This is a genomic window from Variovorax sp. MSC1_012, assembly GCF_023667525.1.
Taxonomy (GTDB): domain Bacteria; phylum Pseudomonadota; class Gammaproteobacteria; order Burkholderiales; family Burkholderiaceae_C; genus Variovorax; species Variovorax beijingensis_B.
Window position 1 is genome coordinate 3,523,064 of the sequence record NZ_CM174443.1, and the last position, 20,514, is coordinate 3,543,577.

At 62.7% G+C, this 20,514-nt stretch carries 16 protein-coding genes and 2 riboswitches; of the genes, 6 read left to right on the top strand and 10 right to left on the bottom strand.

What is annotated here, in order from left to right:
- The first annotated feature begins 1 nt into the window (after position 1).
- The 3 genes from L1081_RS16645 to L1081_RS16655 all read left to right on the top strand — a co-directional run bounded on the left by L1081_RS16645 (position 2) and on the right by L1081_RS16655 (position 2,802).
- A complete protein-coding gene (locus tag L1081_RS16645; protein WP_209502627.1) occupies positions 2–748 on the top strand; it encodes an ABC transporter ATP-binding protein in 747 nt (248 codons plus the stop codon).
- Positions 749–901: 153 nt separating this feature from the next.
- Positions 902–1,939: a GDP-mannose 4,6-dehydratase gene (gene gmd / locus L1081_RS16650; RefSeq protein WP_489413165.1), complete on the top strand. Its 1,038-nt coding sequence runs from the start codon at positions 902–904 to the stop codon at positions 1,937–1,939.
- A complete protein-coding gene (locus tag L1081_RS16655; protein ID WP_489413166.1) occupies positions 1,936–2,802 on the top strand; it encodes a GDP-mannose 4,6-dehydratase in 867 nt (288 codons plus the stop codon). Before gmd ends, L1081_RS16655 begins: the two co-directional genes overlap by 4 nt.
- On the opposite strand, the gene L1081_RS16660 is transcribed toward L1081_RS16655, so the two are convergent.
- From L1081_RS16660 to rfbB, 7 genes are all read right to left on the bottom strand, one after another.
- Entirely contained in the window at positions 2,799–3,965 is a 1,167-nt protein-coding gene (locus L1081_RS16660) for a glycosyltransferase family protein (protein ID WP_489413167.1), read from the bottom strand. The genes L1081_RS16655 and L1081_RS16660 overlap by 4 nt on opposite strands.
- The gene (locus L1081_RS16665; protein ID WP_489413168.1) at positions 3,958–5,343 is read right to left on the bottom strand and encodes a rhamnosyltransferase WsaF family glycosyltransferase; all 1,386 of its coding nucleotides are present in this window, start codon (positions 5,341–5,343) and stop codon (positions 3,958–3,960) included. Before L1081_RS16665 ends, L1081_RS16660 begins: the two co-directional genes overlap by 8 nt.
- Before the next feature lie 175 nt (positions 5,344–5,518).
- Positions 5,519–9,616: a glycosyltransferase gene (locus tag L1081_RS16670; RefSeq protein WP_489413169.1), complete on the bottom strand. Its 4,098-nt coding sequence runs from the start codon at positions 9,614–9,616 to the stop codon at positions 5,519–5,521.
- Positions 9,617–9,943: 327 nt separating this feature from the next.
- Positions 9,944–10,492 carry a dTDP-4-dehydrorhamnose 3,5-epimerase gene (rfbC, locus tag L1081_RS16675; RefSeq protein ID WP_489413170.1) on the bottom strand — a complete coding sequence of 183 codons (549 nt, stop codon included), beginning with the start codon at positions 10,490–10,492 and terminating at the stop codon, positions 9,944–9,946.
- Positions 10,489–11,388, bottom strand: a complete 900-nt coding sequence (rfbA, locus tag L1081_RS16680; RefSeq protein WP_489413171.1) for a glucose-1-phosphate thymidylyltransferase RfbA — start codon at positions 11,386–11,388, stop codon at positions 10,489–10,491. The genes rfbC and rfbA overlap by 4 nt, the downstream gene beginning before the upstream one ends.
- 71 nt (positions 11,389–11,459) lie before the next feature.
- Positions 11,460–12,350: a dTDP-4-dehydrorhamnose reductase gene (gene rfbD / locus L1081_RS16685; protein ID WP_489413172.1), complete on the bottom strand. Its 891-nt coding sequence runs from the start codon at positions 12,348–12,350 to the stop codon at positions 11,460–11,462.
- Positions 12,347–13,432 (bottom strand): dTDP-glucose 4,6-dehydratase, encoded by a 1,086-nt coding sequence (gene rfbB / locus L1081_RS16690; protein WP_489413173.1) that lies wholly within the window; start codon positions 13,430–13,432, stop codon positions 12,347–12,349. Before rfbB ends, rfbD begins: the two co-directional genes overlap by 4 nt.
- Positions 13,433–13,530: 98 nt before the next feature.
- Positions 13,531–13,624: riboswitch (glycine riboswitch) on the top strand.
- A gap of 35 nt (positions 13,625–13,659) precedes the next feature.
- Positions 13,660–13,766: riboswitch (glycine riboswitch) on the top strand.
- Positions 13,767–13,858: 92 nt separating this feature from the next.
- On the opposite strand from rfbB, the gene L1081_RS16695 reads away from it, so the two are divergent.
- Complete coding sequence (locus tag L1081_RS16695; RefSeq protein ID WP_489413174.1) at positions 13,859–15,160, top strand: D-amino acid dehydrogenase; 1,302 nt, start codon at positions 13,859–13,861, stop codon at positions 15,158–15,160.
- 22 nt (positions 15,161–15,182) lie between these two features.
- Here L1081_RS16695 and L1081_RS16700 read toward each other — a convergent pair whose 3' ends face one another.
- The 3 genes from L1081_RS16700 to L1081_RS16710 all read right to left on the bottom strand — a co-directional run bounded on the left by L1081_RS16700 (position 15,183) and on the right by L1081_RS16710 (position 18,774).
- Positions 15,183–16,463, bottom strand: a complete 1,281-nt coding sequence (locus tag L1081_RS16700) for an FIST signal transduction protein (RefSeq protein ID WP_278881099.1) — start codon at positions 16,461–16,463, stop codon at positions 15,183–15,185.
- Positions 16,464–16,510: 47 nt separating this feature from the next.
- Complete coding sequence (locus L1081_RS16705) at positions 16,511–17,269, bottom strand: PhaM family polyhydroxyalkanoate granule multifunctional regulatory protein (RefSeq protein WP_489413175.1); 759 nt, start codon at positions 17,267–17,269, stop codon at positions 16,511–16,513.
- An 89-nt stretch (positions 17,270–17,358) separates the two neighbouring features.
- Positions 17,359–18,774, bottom strand: coding sequence for an aminotransferase class I/II-fold pyridoxal phosphate-dependent enzyme (locus L1081_RS16710; RefSeq protein WP_489413176.1), 1,416 nt, complete (start codon positions 18,772–18,774; stop codon positions 17,359–17,361).
- Between the two features lie 104 nt (positions 18,775–18,878).
- Here L1081_RS16710 and L1081_RS16715 point away from each other — a divergent pair, with 104 nt between their 5' ends.
- Positions 18,879–19,478 (top strand): LysE family translocator, encoded by a 600-nt coding sequence (locus tag L1081_RS16715; protein ID WP_319440700.1) that lies wholly within the window; start codon positions 18,879–18,881, stop codon positions 19,476–19,478.
- Between the two features lie 61 nt (positions 19,479–19,539).
- Complete coding sequence (locus L1081_RS16720; RefSeq protein WP_489413177.1) at positions 19,540–20,496, top strand: EamA family transporter; 957 nt, start codon at positions 19,540–19,542, stop codon at positions 20,494–20,496.
- The last annotated feature ends 18 nt before the right edge of the window (positions 20,497–20,514 follow it).

Sequence of the window (20,514 nt, forward strand, 5' to 3'; positions counted from 1 at the left end):
CATGGCTTCCATTTCACTCAAAAACGTAGCTGTCAATTTTCCGATCTATGGCGCTGGCGCAGCGTCATTGAAGAAAACGCTGGCGGCATCCGTCACCGGCGGCAGGTTTGGCAAAGAGACCGGCGTCACCGTCGTTCAGGCACTGAGCGACATCAACCTCGAGTTGAAGAGCGGCGACCGCCTGGGGCTGATCGGACACAACGGCGCAGGCAAATCGACCCTGCTGCGCACGCTGGCCGGCGTTTACGAACCCTCCGCCGGCGAGTTCAAGCGTGAAGGAACGGTATCGAGCCTGATCGACCCGTCACTCGGCATCGAGGCCGATGCGACAGGCATCGAGAACATCATGTTGCGCGGGCTCGTCATGGGCCTGAGCAAAAAGGAGATCGACGCGCGGATCCCTGAGATCTGCGAATTCAGCGGCCTCGGGCAGTACGTGAACATGCCCGTGCGCACCTACTCCACCGGGATGATGATGCGGCTCGCCTTCTCGATCTCCACCAGCGTCGAAGCAGACATTCTCCTCATGGACGAATGGCTCTCGGTGGGCGATGCGGATTTCACCGAAAAAGCCGAAAAGCGCATGCGGGACGTGGTTTCCAAGTCGGGCATCCTGGTCCTCGCCTCGCATTCGCCGGCGCTGATCGCGAAGGAATGCAACATGGTCGTGAAGCTCAGCCATGGACGGCTCGAAGCTGCCGAGATTTCCCAGATCGTCGACGCGACAGAACTGGACGACCGGCCCTAGGGACCTGCCCTTCGGGCGCACACATGGGCAAGCAGGCCTGCAGCCCATATGTCAAATCTCTCTCTTCCAAGGCAGAATTCAAGCGTCTGCAGCACGTATCGGCATCCGACGTGCAAATCTGGTCGCTTTCCTTGAATCAAGAGAGAGGATTCCATGAAGAAACATGCGGTTGTCACAGGCATCACCGGGCAAGACGGCGCCTATCTGGCCGAGTTGCTGCTTGCCAAGGGTTATGTTGTCTACGGGGCCTACCGGCGCACCAGTTCGGTGAACTTCTGGCGCATCGAAGAGCTTGGAATCCAGAACAACCCGGATCTTCATCTGGTCGAATACGACCTTACCGACCTTGGCAGCTCGATCACGCTGATCCGCGATGCAGCGCCGGACGAGGTCTACAACCTCGCGGCCCAGAGCTTCGTCGGCGTCAGCTTCAATCAGCCCATCGCCACAGCGCAGATCACCGGCCTGGGCACGCTGCATCTGCTGGAAGCCATTCGCTTTGTCAACCCGAAAATCCGCTTCTACCAGGCCTCCACCTCCGAGATGTTCGGCAAGGTCCAAGCCATCCCTCAGACCGAGGAAACGCCCTTCTATCCGCGCAGTCCCTATGGCGTTGCGAAGCTCTACGCCCACTGGATGACGATCAATTACCGCGAGAGCTACGACATCTTCGGCTGCAGCGGCATCCTCTTCAATCATGAAAGCCCCCTGCGCGGCCGGGAGTTCGTTACGCGCAAGATCACCGACGGCGTTGCGAAGATCAAGCTCGGCAAGCTGGACGTGCTGGAACTCGGCAATCTCGATGCCAAGCGCGACTGGGGCTTTGCAAAGGAATACGTCGAGGGCATGTGGCGCATGCTGCAGGCAGAAGAGCCCGACACCTACGTGCTCGCGACGAATCGCACGGAAACCGTGCGCGAGTTCGTTGCCATGGCGTTCAAGAGCGCTGGCATGTCCATCGAATTCAGGGGTACCGGCGATTCGGAGGCCGCGGTCGACACGGCCACCGGCAAGACCGTGATGCGCATCAATCCAACGTTCTATCGCCCGGCCGAAGTGGAACTTCTGATCGGCAATCCCGCCAAGGCCAAGGCCAGACTTGGCTGGGAACCCGCGACCACGCTCGAACAGCTGTGCCAGTTGATGGTGGAGGCAGACCTCCGGCGAAACGCCCAGGGCATGTCGTTTTGAGGATATTGCTGACCGGCGCCGAAGGTTTCACCGGCCGGGTGTTTGCCAAGCGAGCGGTTGAGGCCGGTCACAGCGTGATCGCACTTCAGTCCGATCTGACGCATCGCGACGCGCTGCACCAGGAAGTACTGGCGCTTGCGCCCGAAGCCGTGGTGCACCTGGCAGCCATCAGCTTTGTGGGGCACGCCAACGAAGCGGCGTTCTATGCAGTCAATGTGGTCGGGACCACCAATCTGCTGGACGCACTGGTGCAACTGTCCGCCATGCCTGCCCGCGTTCTCCTGGCCAGCAGCGCCAATGTCTACGGCAACACGGCCCAATCGCCCATCACCGAGAGCCAGCCGCCGGCACCAATCAACCACTATGGCATGAGCAAGCTTGCCATGGAGTTCATGGCAAAGACCTACAACGAGCGATTGAACCTCGTCGTCGCGCGCCCCTTCAACTACACCGGGCCGGGACAGGACGCTCATTTTCTGATTCCCAAACTTGCCGCGCACTTCGCCGCGCGTGCGCCGTCGATCGAGTTGGGCAACCTGGATGTCGAACGCGAGTTCAACGATGTGCAGATGGTCTGTGATACCTACCTGCTACTGCTCGCGCACGGAGAACCGGGTGAAACCTACAACATCTGCTCCGGTCGGCCGTATGCGCTGCGCCGAATCATCGAGACTTTTGCGCGGATGACCTCACACCAGCTGCGTATCGAGATCAATCCGGCCTTCGTCAGGGGGAATGAAGTGCATCGTCTGTGCGGGAACCCGCAGAAACTCCGAACCCTCCTCTTTGAACACGGGGCCACGTTATACGAACCCGCGCTGGAAGAAACGCTGGGACACATGCTGCTTCCCATACAAAATTAGCCGATCTGCAGCGCACGAAGAATGGCTTCGGCTTGGTGTTGCCAGCCAAACTTCGAAAGGGCATCTCGCCGGGCCTCTGCCGCCATCGCTTCATAAGCCTCACTGCGATCCAAAGCTCGCAGAATCATCTCCGTCCATTCGTGTGCTTTCGCCAAGTACCCGTTCTCGCCGTCGCGAATCGCCCGCCGATAGGTGAAGCTCGGCGAAGCGATACTCAAGGTGCCGACGGCAGCGGCCTCGAAGTACTTCAACTCGGATTTACAGTCGGTGAAGGCATTCGATTGCAACGGCATGAGATTGAACTCAACGGTTCCGAGCAGGCGCTGCAGATTCACGTAGTCGTGAAATGGTTTCCGACTGATGCGGTGGGAAAACTCGCGCATCACTGGACCATGGTCGATGTAGCCGACGACCATGACTTCCACGTCTGGTCGTTCGGCCATTACCTCGGCCAGCGCAGGCTCGACCATCGCATAGTCGAGGCGATGAGACGGTGAGCCACTGAAGTAGCCAAGGCATACCTTGCCATTCCCGGAAAAACGCGTGCGCTGCCTCTCAGCAAATACTTTTTCCGCGAGTTCGAGTTGCTCCTTGTTCATGAAGTTCGGCACGACGAACACCGGGAGGCCCGAGTAGTTCGCAAGTTTCTGCGCGAGATACTCATTGGTGGTGATGGCGCCATCGCACAGCTTCAGCGTCTGGCCCATGCGGGCGATCATTGCGAACCAGTCGTCCCAAAGGCCATTTTGTGTGACGTCGAGACCCAGGGTGGCCACCAGGAGATGGGCGTAGTCCGTATCGAAAACAAGATCGTCGACATCGAACAGAACTCGTTTTCGTCGCGCACGAAACTTGGTGATCAATCCGCTGACCTGATGGCAATAACGCGAGCGGCAGATGACCAGCACGTCGGCTGCGTCTGCAATTTCACCAAAACGCTCGCTATCGGACAGGAAGAAATAGCTCGCCGAGACATTGCCCGTATGGTTGCCGTTGAGCACCTGAGCCATGTTGTAGGCGCGATAGCGAAACGTGCTGTTGTTCGGCTCTTCGTAGAAGTAGGCCACGCGCACCTTACGCTGATACAGCATCGCCAGCCGTTTCGAAAGAGGCTGCAGCCAGGGGTCCGCATAGGGTACGGGCGGAGTATCCAGTTCAAACATCAGCGTGCCGTCGCGAGAGCGATTGAAGGATTGGCTCGAACGACTGGGTCCAGTCCACGATCAGTTCGTTGGCCGCGAAATTGCGTGCGCGCGTTTCCTTGTCTTCCGCAAGCACTACACCCATGCGAAGCGCGTCGAGCGATGCCTCTGCATTCAGTTCGGCGCAAATGATGTTGCGTGAGTAGTTGGACAGATCCTGCTTGTTGGCGAACTTGTTGGTCACTACGACTGCGCCGCTGGCCGCCAAGTCGAGCGGCGGATAGCTGGGGTGTGGCGTATACATCAAGCAGAGTCCGAGATCGACCGTCCCTACAAGATCGGCGTACGCCTCCCAGTCAAGGCCTTCGCAACGAACAGGCATATATCCATTGCCGAATGTCACGTTGGGGATGTCCTTCCCGACCAACAGGATCTCCCATTGCTCAAGGTCGAAGATTCCTTCGTTGATTGCTCTGTCGATGATCTCGATGCCACTATAAAAAAGATTACGCAGATTATTCGGCCGCGCATAAAAGAAAAATCTTTTCTTGCCACCCGGATCCCGCGGGCGCTCGTGAAACAGCGACTTCGGGAACGCCGGTTCGAACCAGTGGCCATTGCGTTTCAGATGGTCCAAGCCGTTCGCGACCAGATGGTCGTAGAGGAGCCGTGTGTTGACTACGAATCTGATGTCTTGGTTGCTCAGAATTCGTTCGCATTGAACCCGATCATCCCCGAACGGATAGAACATCCGTTCGTCCTCCTGAAGGAGATAGATGATCGAAGCAGGAGGCACACTGCCCAGCGTGGCGGCGGTCGTCCACCAAGAGGTGGTGATGAAAGTCTCGTCAGGGTGGATATCCAGGCCTGTAGCCCCTGCGTTCTCCCGTCTTGCGCCATCCACCACCAAGGGAGAAAACACCAGCTGAATTTCGTGCTTCAATTGGATTCCGTAAGCACCCAGGATTTGCGCAGCATTCAAAGCCGATGGTATTTCGGTGCGCGTCACGATCCGCAACGTGGCATTCAACCGATTTGCCAGTTGTGCAGCCAGTAACAGCGCAGTCCCCACGCCGCCAAACAGGCTCCCTCTACCAATACTGTCGGTCACCAAGCTCACCCGCGGGATCGACGTCTTAGGAATGAGATAGGTCTCCAGCGACTGAGTGGTCAGAAAGCGTGCGCGAACGACTTTGTCCGCGGCCATTGGTTGATCGCCTATGTTGACGACCGCAATGTCCATCGCGTGACTGTCGATCGCTCGATTGCCAAGGGCCACGTTGTTAAAAATTGGGCGCCCCTCAATCGCAGCACCTGCCTTGGTGCGAATGAGCCGCATCACAGCAACTGTGCCTTGCTCATTCCAAAATGCCAAAAATCGCCTCCATCGCTCAATCATCGCTATTTCCTTGTTTTTTCTAAAATTCCGACGGAAGAGACAGGGGCTACTGCCGCAGCCTTACCAAGAGGTGGTTGAAGTGCCCGTTCTCGCAGCTCTAGTTGCCGTTGCGGCGCAGCGATTTTTCGCTGTACGGCGTCGAACTGTTCTTGTTCTACATTTTTCCCGCTATCGCTCATACTTGCTTTGCAGGGCCCTCTTGTCTCATGAGCCGAAGAAACTCTTCGGAGAAGCGGTCGACGGTGAATTTTTCTTCATAGACTTTGCGCGCCTGAAGTCCGATGTCGCGCATCCTGGCCCGATCCTGGAACACCGCGAGCAACTGTTCTGCCAGCGAAGCTGCGTCCTCTGCCTCGAAGAGGAGGCAAGACTTGTCGTGCGCCAAGACCTCCGCGACGCCAACATTTGGATTGATGATCGACGGCTTGGCGAGCATCGCGCCTTCAACAACCGTCAGCGAAAATGCTTCATCGCGCGAGCAGCAGACGACCGCATCCGAGCCGGCCACAAGTTCGAGCAATTCACGATGGTCCAGCAAGCCCAGATATTCGATTTCCGGAGCCGCTTCCATCCGTTCGCACACGCTTGACCAGAATTGCAGATTCGGTTCCCCGAGCGTGCCGGTCATCAAGAATCGGCAGGAAACGCGTACATCCTCCGGCAACCGAAGGATGGCATCCACGAACAGGTCTTGCCCTTTGCGTTTTTCGAGCGTTCCCGCAAGCACAAAGGTACACCGATCGGCCAGAGGCTTTTGCTGAATGTCGCCACTCCGGTCCGGGATCCCGTTATAGAGCACATCAGCTCGAAAACTGGTGGGCAGATAACTGCGGGCGTACTCGCTGACACAAAGCAACCGCACGCGCGCCCTGTCGATTTCGGTTTCTGCCTCCAGCGTAGCTTCGAGCGCGCGTCCTTCGTGCAGCCACCAGACCACGTCAAGGTCTTCAATCGGTTCAAGCTGACGGATCACGTTGCGCAGGGCCGTCGTATTCACGACGACAACATCGAAGTTCCTTGCAAACCGCTCGAAGAGAGGATGCCGTTCGGCAAGCGACTGATCCACGATCACAACCACGCCCGCCTGCTCCAATTCCTTTCGCATCGGGCCATCCTCCGGTGCAACCACGACGGGAAAGCCACCACTGCGCAACACCGCAACCGCTGCGCACAGGAGCATGCGAGGCGCCCCGGTCAGCGAAAGTTCGTGCGACAAGAACAGCACGTCGGGGCCCGTGTACGTGGCATTTGCATCCACGTGCGATGCAAAAATCCTGTAGTCAAACTGGAAATCTCGATAGAGCACCTTTTTCATCGAATCCGTGAAATTCGGATCCTTGGAAACGTAAACACCCCAGCGCTTCAACATGTAGATGTCGGCTTTGTATTTAACGGATTTTGCACCCCAGGAGTGATTCCCGATGTGATAAAGAACAGCGTACGGCGTGTAGACGCACCGGTAACCCGCCTCTATCAGCTTGTAGCTCAGATCCATGTCCGAATGGCCGTCGGGCGTATTGACTGCATCGAAGCCGCCGATACGCCAGAACACTTCTGCCTTCAGCGCACAGCATGCGCCCGACAGGATGGAAACGTTGCGCACGTACTTGTGCATGGAGAGGAACGAATCGTTCGCTTCTCTTGGGATATTGTTGTAGGCGGTACCACAAAGGCCTGGCGTTCCCGAGATCATGCCCGCGTACTGAATCGTCTCGTCCTCGTGCAGCAGCTTGGGTGAGACGCCTCCGACACCCGATACAGAGAGGTACTCGATCAGCTTTTCGATCCAATCGGGCTGGGCGGGAAATACATCGTCGTTGTAGAAAACCACGATCTCGCCGGTGGCCGCTCGCGCCCCCTCATTGCACTTGTCGGAGAAGTTGTATTTCTTGTCGTACGGCAAAAAGACGATGTCCGGTGAGTTGCGGAACTCGCCTTCGAGTTGCTCCGCCAGCGGACCGTTGCAGACGACGACTACCTCGTAGTTCGGGTAGTCGGTTTTCTCCAGAATCGCATTCAATGCGAGCTTAAGATTTTTGAAGGAATCCGAGGGAATGACGATTGAAACCTTGACGGCCCTTGGCACGGCGACATTGACATAGTTAGCGTAAGACAGCGGTATCGCTTTCCCCTGAATCCCGCGTCGAACTAGCGCATCGTCTAACGCGGCAATGTTGGACTCGCGTGCGAAGTCCTTTCCACCGCTTGCCGCAGAACCTGGAATAGAACGCCAGAGATAGAGCACCCGCTCTACGTGCACGATCTTTTTCGCCACTTCGGCCATTCGCAGTGCGAGATCGTAGTCCTGCGAAAAGTCATACGGACTGCGGAAGCCTCCCAGCGCATCGACCGCATCCTTCTTGTAAACCGTCAGGTGTCCGGTCAACATCGAGTTGAACAGTATCTCGGGCGACCAATCCGGCTTGAATACAAAATGGGAAAGTTGGCGCTCCGATGTATCGTCGATCTTGCATTCGTCGGTGTAGATGAAATCGACACCCGGATTCTTGTTGATGGCATCCACGATCCAGAAGAGCGCATCGCCTGGCAACTCGTCATCGTGATCTAGCAACGCAATGAATCCACCCTGGGCCATCTCAAGCGCCGCGTTAGACGCCGCGGCAATGCCGCTGTTCTTCTCAAGCACCCGATAACGAACGCGAGGATCGTTCGTCGCGTAATGCTCCAAAATTTCTCGCTGATCCGCAGTCGGTGAACAATCATCTACAGCACACAGTTCCCAGTTGTCATAGAACTGCTCCTGCAACGATTCGATGGCACGGCTCAGCCACTGCACCGGCGTTTTATAAACAGGCATGATCACGGAGATCAGAGGCCTTTGTTTGAAGTTTTTGATGGAGTCAAAAATTTCGCGAGGGGCGAGCTCCGCCTGTTGCCTGGCGTAGATCTGGCGAGCAACATCCTCGAATGGATCGCCGCCCGAAGTGAGGGAATCCGGCACGGGAGAGACTTTCGATACCAGATGGCCAGTCTCAACGGCACGAATAGACCTGCGTATGCCGCCCAAGCCAGATTCGCTCAGCACTTGAATGCCGCGGCGAGTCAGATTCGAGAACCCGCCCGCACGTTGAGAGAGCACCGGCAAGAGCTTGATCGCGCGAGCGACCCGTCCCTTCTGAAGGCCGGCCCATCGAAGAGACTTGGTGACCCGCCAGCTCGTGGAGTTGAATATTTCATCGACCTGCGCCTGACGATGCTGCAACGCATCCTCGAGCGCACTCGTATGTGCACGAAGGCTTTGAAGCGCTGCGACGAGCTGTTGCGTCTCCCGCGTCCTCTCGCTCAACTTAGCCCTCGTCTGGTGGATGTGGTTCTGCGCAACGGTCGATCGGATATCCGCGTAGAGAGCCGCTTTCTGAGCGTCGTGCAGTTCCTCGGTGCATGCCGCCAGATCCGCATCAAGGTCTTTTGCCGAAGCACGAAGGCCCACGAGTTCATCCTCCGGCAACGGGTCCACCCTTGACCAAGCATTGCCCGTTTGATCGGATTTCCGCGAAACAGAGCCGTGCAATACCAGTGGGTCAGCATCAACAATTGCTTCCTGCCCCGCAATCACACGCGTACCGAGCCGGTTATCGGCAGGCGCCTTTTTGCGAATCACGCAGACTGAGTTCAAGAACTCGATGGCATGGACATGGCCAAGCAACTCTTCATCAAATGCGATGTCGTAGGTTTTGGCGAAGGACTCGAACAATGCGATCCGCGCATCGGGAACGCCCCAGTGCTCGTGATTGATGACATCGGCAAGGCGCTTGAAGAACGCCATCGAGGACGCTGGATCGAACAAGCCGCCTTCGAACTCGGCCCAGTAGGAACAATGCAGATCCTCGATGACGAACAGGCCTCCGTCTTCAAGACGTGGGAAGTAGCGCACGAACGAACGGATGATGTCGCTAGAACGGTGCGAACCGTCGTCGATGATGAGGTCGAATTTGGGCGAGTGCGCTGCGATAGCCTCCTCCACCCCGTTGGTGTTGGCGTCTCCAACGACGACGCTGATGCGCGGATCGCCATAAGTCAGTTGCCTGCACGCCTCGTTGATGTCACACCCGACGATCCTCGTGGCCTGTGGAAAAAATTCAGACCAAATCTCCAAAGAACCGCCGTTCTGGATGCCAATTTCCAGGATCCGCAGGGACTGGTCGACCAGTTCGGAAAACAACCGCTGATAGATCGAAATATAGATCGACCATTTGTCCGAGAGCTTGCCTTGGTGCTTGGAATAGAGTGTTGCGAGAGTGCTGCGTGCCATGTGGTTGTTTTGTTGATGCGCTACTCAGCCAAAGCATCGGCCGCAAAGGAGCGTATGGGTGGAATCAGGCGTCACAGACGAAACTCCTTCGGCCTGCCTGCAAAAGTCAGTTGACCAAAACCAGCAACGGCTTTACCGCGCCTCTTGCCGACTTCGGTGAGCAAGTTTGGAGCCAAGACCTCAGCACCGCCAATCAACGCAGGCTCTCTGGGGTATCTCAACTTGCCTGCCAGAGCACGCCAACAGCGAGGCATCAGGGCCCAACTACTTCGCCAATTCAAGAATGTTCAACTATGACTTGAGCTGAGGCAGACACTTGTCCGGCCGTCAGCTGAATATTTCAGCGCCCGCAAAGGTGGAACCAGCTTGATCTTTGGCGGATAGCTGAGGCGCCATACCAATGGCTGGCCATTGGATATTCAAAGCGGCGTCATTCCAGATGACGCTGCGCTCATGCGCCGGCGCATAGTAGTCGGTGGTCTTGTACAAGAACTCCGCCGTCTCGCTCAGCACCAGAAACCCGTGCGCAAAGCCCTCGGGCACCCACAGCTGCCTGTGGTTGTCCTCGCTGAGCTCCACCCCCACCCATTGGCCGAACGTCGGCGACGACTTGCGGATATCCACCGCCACGTCGAACACCGCGCCGCGCACCACGCGCACCAGTTTGCCCTGCGGCTGCTGGATCTGGTAATGCAGGCCCCGCAGCACCCCCTTGGCCGAGCGCGAATGGTTGTCCTGCACGAACTCGACGTGCCGGCCCACGGCCTCGTCGAAGGCCTTGCCGTTGAAGCTCTCGTAGAAGAAGCCGCGCGCATCGCCGAAGACCTTCGGCTCGATGATCAGCACCTCGGGAATGGCGGTCGGCGTGGCCTTCACGAGCGCACCTCCTCGGCCAGCAGATGGTTCAGGTACTTGCCGTAGCCGTTCTTCTGCAGCGGCGCGGCCAGCCGGGCCAGCTGCTCGCGGTCGATGAAGCCGTTGCGCCACGCGATCTCTTCCGGGCAGGCGATCTTCAGCCCCTGCCGGTGCTCCAGCGTGGCGATGAACTGGCCCGCTTCCAGCAGGCTCTCGTGCGTGCCGGTGTCCAGCCAGGCATAGCCGCGCTGCATGATTTGCACGCTGAGCTGGTCGCGGTCGAGGTAGGCCTGGTTCACGGCCGTGATCTCCAGTTCGCCGCGTGCGCTGGGCTTCACGGCCTTGGCAATCTCGACCACCTGGTTGTCGTAGAAGTACAGGCCCGTGACGGCGTAGCTGCTCTTGGGCTTGGCCGGCTTCTCCTCGATGCTGCTGGCCTTGCCCTTGTCGTCGAAGGCCACCACGCCGTAGCGCTCGGGGTCGTGCACGTGGTAGGCGAAGACGGTGGCGCCGGCGGGCTTCGAATCGGCATCGGCCAAGAGGTGCGCGAAGTCGTGGCCGTAGAAGATGTTGTCGCCCAGCACCAGCGCGCTGGGGTCGTTGCCCACGAACTTGTCGCCGATGATGAAGGCCTGTGCCAGGCCATCGGGGCTGGGCTGCACGGCGTACTGCAGGTTGATGCCCCACTGGCTGCCGTCGCCCAGCAGCTGCTGGAAGCGCGGCGTGTCCTGCGGCGTGCTGATGATCAGGATGTCGCGCATGCCGCCGAGCATCAGCGTGCTCAGCGGGTAGTAGATCATCGGCTTGTCATACACCGGCAGCAGCTGCTTGCTGAGCGCGAGCGTGGCGGGGTGCAGCCGGGTGCCGGAGCCGCCGGCGAGGATGATGCCTTTGCGTTGGGTGGTCTTCGTGGTCATTGTTGTGTTCTCCGCTTTTTGCTGCGTGCTTCTTGCTGCTTGCTTGCGTGGGTCGCTTGTCCTGCCGCCTGTCAAAGGGTCTCGCGCAGCATCCGGGCCACGCCCTGCTGCCAGTGCGGCAGCACCAGCCCGAAGGTGGCCTGCAGCTTGCGCGTGTCCAGGCGCGAGTTGGCGGGGCGCGTGGCGGGGGTGGGGAAGGCGCTGGTGGGCACGGGGTCGACCGCTTCGGGGCCGGCCTTGAGCGCGACGCCCGCTGCCTTCGCCTGCTCGATCACGAAGCGCGCATAGCCGTGCCAGCTGGTCTCGCCGCCGGCCACGGCGTGGTACAGGCCGGCCTTGGCGGGGTCCTGCAGGGTGGCGCGGATGGCATGCGCCGTGACGTCGGCCAGCAGCTCGGCGCCGGTGGGGGCGCCGAACTGGTCGTCGATGACGGTCAGGCGGTCGCGCTCCTTGGCGATGCGCAGCATGGTCTTGGCAAAGTTGCCGCCGCGCGCGGCATAGACCCAGCTGGTGCGCAGGATCAGGTGCTTCGCGCAGTGCCCGGCCACCAGCTGCTCGCCTTCGAGCTTGGTGCGGCCGTACACGCTGAGCGGGCCGGTGGCGTCGTCTTCCTGCCAGGGCGTGGTGCCGCTGCCGTCGAAGACGTAGTCGGTGGAGTAGTGCACCATGAGCGCGCCGATCTGCTGGGCGGCTTCGGCCACCACGCCGGGCGAGGTGGCGTTGAGGGTGCGCGCGAACTCGGGCTCGCTCTCGGCCTTGTCGACGGCGGTGTGGGCCGCGGCATTGACGATGACGTCGGGGCGCACTTTCAGCACGGTGTCGGCCAGTTGCTCGGGGCGGCTGAAGTCGGCGTTCAACTCAGTGCTGTCGAAGTCGAGCGCGACCAGCTCGCCCAGCGGCGCGAGGCTGCGCTGCAGCTCCCAGCCGACCTGGCCGCCCTTGCCCAGCAGCAGCAGCTTCATGCCGCCGCCTGGGCCGCGGGGGGTGCGGCGTCGTATTGCTTCTCGACCCAGGCGCGGTAGGCGCCGCTTTGCACGTTGCGCACCCATTCGGCGTTGGCCAGGTACCACTGGACGGTCTTGCGGATGCCGCTGTCGAAGGTTTCGGCGGGCTTCCAGCCGAGCTCGCGCTCGAGCTTGCGCGCATCGATGGCGTAGCGCCGGTCGTGGCCGGGGCGGTCGGTGACGTAGCTGATCTGCTCTTTGTAGGGCTTTCCGTCGGCGCGCGGACGCAGTTCGTCGAGCAGGGCGCAGACGGTGTTCACGATCTCGAGGTTGGGCTTCTCGTTCCAGCCGCCGACGTTGTAGGTCTCGCCGAGCCGGCCGGCCTCGAGCACGCGGCGGATGGCGCTGCAGTGGTCCTTCACGTAGAGCCAGTCGCGCACCTGCATGCCGTCGCCGTACACGGGCAGGGGCTTGCCGGCCAGGGCGTTGACGATCATCAGCGGGATGAGCTTCTCGGGGAAGTGGAAGGGCCCGTAGTTGTTGGAGCAGTTGGTGGTGACGACCGGCAGGCCGTAGGTGTGGTGCCAGGCGCGCACGAGGTGGTCGCTGGCGGCCTTGCTGGCCGAGTAGGGGCTGTTGGGCTCGTACTTGTTGTCTTCGGTGAAGGCGGGGTCGGTCTTGGAGAGCGAGCCGTAGACCTCGTCGGTGGACACGTGCAGGAAGCGGAAGGCGGCTTTTTGCTCGGCCGGCAGCGCACTCCAGTGGCCGCGCACGGACTCGAGCAGGCGGAAGGTGCCCAGCACGTTGGTCTGCACGAAGTCTTCGGGGCCGTGGATGGAGCGGTCCACATGCGATTCCGCGGCAAAGTTCACGACGGCGCGCGGCTGGTGCTCGGCCAGCAGGCGGTCGACCAGCGCGCTGTCGCCGATGTCGCCCTGCACGAAGATGTGCCGCGGGTCGCCCTGGAGCGACGCGAGCGTCTCGAGGTTGCCGGCGTAGGTCAGCTTGTCGAGGTTCACGACTGGCTCGTCGCTTTGCGCCAGCCAGTCGAGTACGAAGTTGGCGCCGATGAAGCCCGCGCCGCCGGTTACCAGGATCATGAGTCTCCCCGAAGTTTCGAATCGATGACAATTATCCCATTGGTCCGAATTGTCAAAATTCATGGTTGGCGGCTTTGCGGTCCCCGCCTACAATCGTTTCACTGCAGGAGAGAGAGTAGTACTTATTACTACTCCACCGAAGGCGCAAACTCCCATAAACGCTCAGGTCGGCCCACAGATTCCTTGAAATTCTTTCAAAGAGTTGCGTGGCATGTACTGCACCAACTGACAAGCCGTCTGGAGAGCCATCGCCCCGCGTGATGCGCCGAAGGAGCAAACCCGTTGCAAGGTGCAACAGGTGAATCTCTCAGGTACCAAGGACAGGGGGAGCGGCAACTTGGACGGCGGTCGTCCGGTTGCTCGCTATTGAATCAGTAGCACACCAAGTCCGTCGTTCAAGCGCCAATCTACCCAAAGGTAATTGAAATGCGCGTGATCGTTCTTGGCGCCGGCCTGCTCGGCGTGACTTCTGCTTACTACCTCCAGCAACTCGGCCACGAGGTGACGGTGATCGACCGGCAGGCCACGCCGGCGGCCGAAACCAGCTTTGCCAACGGCGGGCAGATCTCGGTCAGCCATGCCGAGCCTTGGGCCAACCCGAGCGCTCCGCTCAAGGTGCTGCAATGGCTGGGCAAGGAAGATGCACCGCTGCTCTTTCGCATCCGCGCCGACATGCGCCAGTGGCTCTGGGGCCTGCAGTTCCTGCGCGAATGCACGCCGGCGCGCACCCGGCACAACATCGAGCAGATCGTGCGGCTGGGCACCTACAGCCGCGACGTGCTGCAGCAGCTGCGCCGCGACACCGGCCTGGACTACGACCAGCGCACGCAGGGCATCCTGCACTTCTATACGACGCAGAAAGAGTTCGACGGCGCCCTCAAGCCCGCCGAGCAGATGCGCGCACTCGGCTGCGAGCGCCAGGTGATCTCTGCCGACGAGGCCGTGAAGATCGAGCCCGCCCTCGCCCATATCCGCCCGAAGCTGGCCGGCGCCACCTACACGGCGGAGGACGAGTCCGGCGATGCGAATCTTTTTGCACGCGAGCTGACGAAGCGCGCGGCCGCAGCCGGCGTGAAGTTCCTCATGAGCCACACGGTGACCGCGCTGCGCGAGGCCGGCGGCAGCATCGACCACGTCGAAGCCACCGACAGCGAAGGCCGCTTCCAGCGCATCCGCGGCGACGCCTTCGTGCTCGCGATGGGTTCGCTGAGCCCGATCGTTGCCGCGCCGCTGGGCATTCGGCTCCCGATCTATCCGGCCAAGGGCTACTCGGTGACGCTGCCGGTGAAGGATTCCTCCAGGGCGCACCAGGTCTCGCTGACCGACGACGAGTTCAAGCTCGTGTTCTCGCGCTACACCTCGGCCTCGGGCGACCGCCTGCGCATTGCCGGCACGGCCGAGCTCAACGGCTACGACCGCGACCTGAACCGCGTGCGCTGCGAGGCGATCGTGCGGCGCGTCGAGGAGCTCTTTCCGGGTGCTGGCGACACCACGCAGGCCCAGTTCTGGACCGGCCTGCGCCCCGCGACGCCGAGCAACGTGCCGCTGATCGGCAAGACAAAACTGCCGAACCTGTACCTGAACACCGGCCACGGCACGCTCGGCTGGACGCACGCCTGCGGCTCGGGCAAGTCGATTGCGCGCATCGTGAGCGGGCTCGCGCCCGAGGTGGACTTTGCGTTCACCGGCATGCCTGCGCCGGTGGCGCGCGTGCTGCAGCCGGCCTGAATGCCGGCAGGCAGGGCGAGGCTCAGTCCTTGCTGGTGAACACCGTCAGCACGCCGGTGTAGCCGTACAGGTGGTGGCGGGCGATCTCGCCCGCGGCGAAGAAGCCGACCAGCGGCACGTCGCCCAGCGCGTGCCGCACGATCTGCAGCTCGGCGCCGGGGGCGCCGAAATGCGGCCCGCCGCGTCCCGAGCAGCTCACGTACACGGCCCCCGCGATGCGGCGTGCCGGATGCGGCGCGGCTTCAGCCTCCCCGGCCGCAACGGCGCGCGCGGTGGCCAGCGTCTGCTCCTCGGGTTCAAGTTCCTCGCGGATTTCCGCGCAGATGCGCATCAGGTCGGCGCGCGCGGCCTGCGCATTGCGGCGGCAGAAGGTCAGGCGCATGCCGGCCTCCGCCACGTCGGCAATCGCGATGCCGCGGCGCGTGGGGTCCAGGCCGATGATGTGGCGCACCAGCACGTCGGCCCCCAGGTCGCCGGTGCGGCGGATGCCGTCGCTGCCGGCGTCAGCCAGGCCCACCAGGGTGGCGCGCACAGCGTCGATGGCTTCCTGCGGCCGCTCGAGCGATACCTGCAGGTCGGCCAGCAGCACGTCGAGCGCAGGTTCGCCGTCGAGCTTGAGCAGCAGGTTGCCGTCGGCTTCGGTGATCTCGCGCTCGCGCCCCGCGCCCGAGCGCAGCGGCTGGCAGCCTTGCGTGACGCGCGACACCAGCCGCACGCCCTCGCCGAACACCACGCCCGACAAGCCGCCCGAGAACACGCCGCCCGCGGCGCCGTGCCCGCGGATGTTGCCGTTGCCGCCGACCGCGAACTGCAGCGCGCCGCCGCGCCCCGACGACAGCCCGCCGAACAGGTAGCCGGTGTCGGTGCGGCCCGCCATCTCGCCGATGAGTTCGGTCAGGTCGGGGGTGGCGGGGTCCGCGTGCACCAGCGCCGTATGGGCCTCGAAGCCGCTCATTTCCGAATTGCCCAGCGGCGCTACGCCGGAAAACACGCGGTACTGGTCGCTTGGCAGCGCGCAGAGCATCAGGCTGAGGCCGGGCTCGTCGAAATATTCGGCGTTGTTGGCCGAGACGCCGATGCCGACCGTGCCCGACCAGTCGGTGACCTCGGGCAGTTCGGCGCTCAGGTGGTCGAGGATGTCCTGCGCGTCCGCCGCGTAATGGTCGGTGATGTAGAGCAGCCCGAGCGTGGGCGACGCCGCGTAGTCGGGCAGCGCCATCTGCGCGCGCAACTGGGCCAGCACGAGGCCGGCTGCCATGCGCCATTGCGGGTGGGTGGCATGGCCGGAAGGAAACAGCTTCATGATGCGTGCCAACCCGTTCTCTTCAATCAAGGAATGTGTGTATGACGTCAGCGGCGGCCGGCAGTTCGCTTGCGCGCGGCGGCCGATGCCTTCTTTGCGGCGGCGGGCGCTGCCGCCTTCCTGGCTGCGGGTTTCGAGGCCGCGGGAGCCGCCGCCGCCGGCTTGCCCATGGCACTGCCCACCGCATCGGCCAATGGCTGGGCCATGGCCGGCACCTTGAGCTGGGCCGCATCCTGCAGCGCCGAACTCGCGATCTGCTGGAACTGCTCGGTCAGCGAGCCCCACCATTGCATCGGGTCGATCACTCCGGCACCGCTGCCATTGCCGCCCGAAGCGGCAGTGGCCGAGGCCGGCTTGCTGCGCGCCTTCTTTGCCGGTGCCGGGGCTTCTTCCTCGGGCTCGGCCTCCGGTTCGGCCGGCGCAGCGGCTGCTGCAGGTGCCGGCGCGGCAGCAGCGGCAGGCGCCGCGGCGGCCGCCTGCTTGGTGAACGCGCTGGCGATATCTTCCATCCGCACGTTCATGCCGCGCAAGGTCGAAAGTGTCATCTTTTGCACTTCGAGCGCCTGGATGGTGGCCTTGAGCGCGTGGCCGTTCTGCTCGAGCCAGTACTGCACCGTCTTGAGTTCCTGGATGCGCTTGTCGACCTCTTCCACGCTCAGCGTGGGGGCCACCCAGCTTGCGAGGCTCGGCAATCCGGGCACCGCGCCGCCCGCCGAACCGCCGGCGCCACCGCCGGCAAGATTCTTCAGAAAATCGAATCCGGGGACGAATTGGCTGAAGTCGAAGGGTTGGCTGGCATTGCTCATGCGGAGGTCTCCGGGTTGGGTTTTCTTGTGATGCCAGCTTACTCCAAGGCATCGCCGTTTTGGGCCCCCGGGCCCTCCCCGTTGCCCCGTCAAAGTTCCGCCCGCACCTTGCTGAACACCTTCCAGAACGCCGCATCCTGCGAGGTCGCGAAATTGATCCGCATCATCGTGCTCGGCGGCCGCCGCGCATGGAACAGCGAGCCCGGCGCGAGCAGGTAGCCCTGGTCGAGCATGCGCTGGGTGAGCGCATCGGTGTCCACGCCGGTGTCGACCCAGCCGAACAACCCGGCCGGCTCCGATGCGAAGCTGCAGCCGTGCGCCATTGCAAGCTTCACCGCGCGGCCGCGCGCGCCATCGAGCCGGATGCGTATGCGCTCGGCATGCCGCCGCAGCTGGCCCTGGTCGATGCACCACGAAAGCGCTCGCTCGAACAGCGTGGGCGTGGTGAGCGTGGCCAGGAGCTTGGTCTCGAGCAGCCGTTCCTTGAGTTCCGGCGAGGCGGCGAGGAAACCGATGCGCCAGTTGGGCGCCAGGATCTTGGCGAAGCCGCTGACGTAGATGGTGCGCTGCAGCCCGTCGAGCGCGCTGAGCCGCGTCGCGTGCTCGGGCGCGAGGTGGCTGTAGGTGTCGTCCTCGACGATGTGGAAGTCGTGCTCGTTGGCCAGCTTGAGCACACGGTGCGCGCTGCCGGGCGTGAGGCTGTAGCCGGTCGGGTTGTGCAGCACGCTCACGCTCACGAAGAGCTTGGGGCCGTGCAGCTTGCAGTACTGCGCCATCACCTCCAGGTCGGGCCCGTCGGCGCGGCGCGGCACCGGCAGGATGCGCATGCCCAGCGCCTCGAGCCGCGCGAATTCGAGCGCCCAGCCGGGCTCCTCGACCATCACCGGATCGCCCGCGCGCAGCAGCGTGCGGCTCACGATGTCGAGCGCATGCGTGGCGCCTACCGTGGTCACGATCTGGTCGGGCGCGGCAGGCACGTTGATGCCCACCAGCTTGTTCGACAGGCTGCGCCGCAGTGCCGCGTCGCCCGAGGGTTCGCCGTACTGGAGCGACAGCTCTTGCAGCGCCGCTGTACTGGTCATGCGGCGCACGGCCGTCGGCATGAAGGTGGACGACATCCATTCGGGTGGAAACACCCCCATACCCGGCTGCGGCTTGTCGCTGGGCCGGTGGAACATGCTGCGGATGAGCGAGCTCGCATCGGCCGGCACGCGCGAGGCCATCATCTGGACGACCATGGGCGCCGCATTGGGCGGGCGCCCCTCCGGCGCCGGCGCCGAGTCGCGCACGTAGAAGCCGCGCTGGCGGCGCGCCTCGACCAGGCCCTGCGCCAGCAGCTGGTCGTAGGCCGCCACCACCGTGTAGGGGCTCACGCCCTGCTGGCGCGCGCATTCGCGCACCGAGGGCAGGCGCGCGCCGGGCGGAAGCAGCCGGGTGCGGATGCGCTCTGCCAGCCGGTCGGCCAATTGCCCCGTGAGCGACTGGGTGGAGGTTCGTGTCAGCATCTGGGGCTCGGCTTCTGTGTCGAAAGAAAGACCAATACAGTTTTCGAATATGTTCGATCAACTGTATCGGAACTGTAATGGTGTGAAAGTTTAGAGTGTATGCAATGAACTGGCAAGAATTCACCGCGCTGCTGGTGCTGGCCACGGCGATGAGTTTCTCGCCCGGCCCCAACACCACGCTTTCCACCGCCCTGGCGGCCAATGGCGGCCTGCCGCGCGCCATGCGCTTCGTGGTGGCCGTGCCGGTCGGCTGGACGCTGCTGCTGGTGCTGTGCGCGGCCGGCATCGGCGCGCTGGTGGTGGCGGTGCCTTCGCTGCGCCTGGCCATCAAGGCGCTGGGTGTCGGCTACCTCTTGTGGCTGGCCTACAAGCTGAGCGGCAGCGGCACGCTCGGCCGCGCAGACGGCGCCAGCCTGAACATCGGCTTCGGCCAGGGCGTGATGCTGCAGTTCGTCAACATCAAGGCCTGGCTGCTCGCGCTCACGCTGGTGGCCGGCTGGATCGCGGGGCAGCCCGATGCGCTCGGGCGCTTCGCCATCGTCGCGCCGGTGATGCTGGTCTACGCCTTCATCAGCAACTTCACCTATGCATTGGCGGGCGCGCTGCTGCGCGAATGGCTCTCCAAGGGCAAGCGCCTGCTGTGGTTCAACCGCGCAATGGGGCTGGTACTGGTGCTCACGGCCTGGTGGATGCTGGGCGTATGAGCGCCGCGCCGGGCCGCCCCAGGCAAGCTCGCACCGCAGTGCGAAGCACGGAGGTCATCCAATGAGCAGCCGCCTCAAGATCAAAGACGAAACGCTGGGCATGTGGCTCGGCGTGATCGGCGTGGCGCTGTTCGCCATCACCTTGCCGATGACGCGGCTGGCCACCGGCACGCAGGGCGCGCCGCAGCTCTCGCCTTGGTTCGTCACGCTCGGGCGTGCCGCACTGGCGGGCATTCTCTCCGCGGTCTTCCTGCTCGCCACGCGCTCGCCGCGGCCCGCGCCGCACCAGTGGAGGCCGCTTGGCATGGCGGTGCTCGGCAACGTGATCGGCTATCCGCTGCTGCTGGGTTACGCCCTGCGCGTGGTCACGGCCAGCCACGCGGCGGTGGTGACGGCGTTGCTGCCGCTCGTGACCGCGGCGGTTGCGGCCTGGGTGCTGCACCAGCGCGCGCGGCTCGGCTTCTGGCTCTGCGCCATTGCGGGCAGCGTGCTGGTGGTGCTGTTCTCGGTGCTGCGCGCGAGCCAGAACGGCCATGGCTTCGGCTTCGAATGGGCCGACCTGCTGCTGGTCGGCGCGGTGGTCGCGGCTTCGTTCGGCTACATCTACGGTGCGCAGGTCACGCCCTCGCTCGGCGCGGAGCGCGTGATCTGCTGGGTCTGCGTGATGGCGCTGCCCGTGACGCTGCCCGCCACGCTGGCCATGTGGCCCACGGAGCCCATCGCCACCTCGGCCTGGCTGGGCTTCATCTATGTTGGCGTGTTCTCGATGTGGATCGGCTTCTTCGCCTGGTACCGCGGCCTGGCCCTCGGCGGCACGCTGCGCGTGAGCCAGACGCAGCTGCTGCAGCCCTTTCTCTCGATCCTTGCATCCATTCCGCTGCTGGGCGAACCGCTCGACGTGGTCACACTGGGCTTTGCCATGGCCGTGGTCTGCACGGTGGTGCTCGGCAAGCGCCTTTCGCAGCCGCAGCCCACTCCTGTCGTTTCGCCGCGTGCCGCGCATGCCGAACAATCCTGATCTCACCCCCCGCCTGAA

Excerpts from the sequence above, each read along its gene's own strand:
- L1081_RS16645 (WP_209502627.1), top strand. The coding sequence starts at position 2 with ATGGCTTCCATTTCACTCAAAAACGTAGCTGTCAATTTTCCGATCTAT.
- gmd (WP_489413165.1), top strand. The coding sequence starts at position 902 with ATGAAGAAACATGCGGTTGTCACAGGCATCACCGGGCAAGACGGCGCC.
- L1081_RS16660 (WP_489413167.1), bottom strand. The coding sequence starts at position 3,965 with ATGTTTGAACTGGATACTCCGCCCGTACCCTATGCGGACCCCTGGCTG.
- L1081_RS16665 (WP_489413168.1), bottom strand. The coding sequence starts at position 5,343 with ATGATTGAGCGATGGAGGCGATTTTTGGCATTTTGGAATGAGCAAGGC.
- L1081_RS16670 (WP_489413169.1), bottom strand. The coding sequence starts at position 9,616 with ATGGCACGCAGCACTCTCGCAACACTCTATTCCAAGCACCAAGGCAAG.
- rfbA (WP_489413171.1), bottom strand. The coding sequence starts at position 11,388 with ATGACCACGAAGACCACCCAACGCAAAGGCATCATCCTCGCCGGCGGC.
- rfbD (WP_489413172.1), bottom strand. The coding sequence starts at position 12,350 with ATGAAGCTGCTGCTGCTGGGCAAGGGCGGCCAGGTCGGCTGGGAGCTG.
- rfbB (WP_489413173.1), bottom strand. The coding sequence starts at position 13,432 with ATGATCCTGGTAACCGGCGGCGCGGGCTTCATCGGCGCCAACTTCGTA.
- L1081_RS16695 (WP_489413174.1), top strand. The coding sequence starts at position 13,859 with ATGCGCGTGATCGTTCTTGGCGCCGGCCTGCTCGGCGTGACTTCTGCT.
- L1081_RS16700 (WP_278881099.1), bottom strand. The coding sequence starts at position 16,463 with ATGAAGCTGTTTCCTTCCGGCCATGCCACCCACCCGCAATGGCGCATG.
- L1081_RS16705 (WP_489413175.1), bottom strand. The coding sequence starts at position 17,269 with ATGAGCAATGCCAGCCAACCCTTCGACTTCAGCCAATTCGTCCCCGGA.
- L1081_RS16710 (WP_489413176.1), bottom strand. The coding sequence starts at position 18,774 with ATGCTGACACGAACCTCCACCCAGTCGCTCACGGGGCAATTGGCCGAC.
- L1081_RS16715 (WP_319440700.1), top strand. The coding sequence starts at position 18,879 with ATGAACTGGCAAGAATTCACCGCGCTGCTGGTGCTGGCCACGGCGATG.
- L1081_RS16720 (WP_489413177.1), top strand. The coding sequence starts at position 19,540 with ATGAGCAGCCGCCTCAAGATCAAAGACGAAACGCTGGGCATGTGGCTC.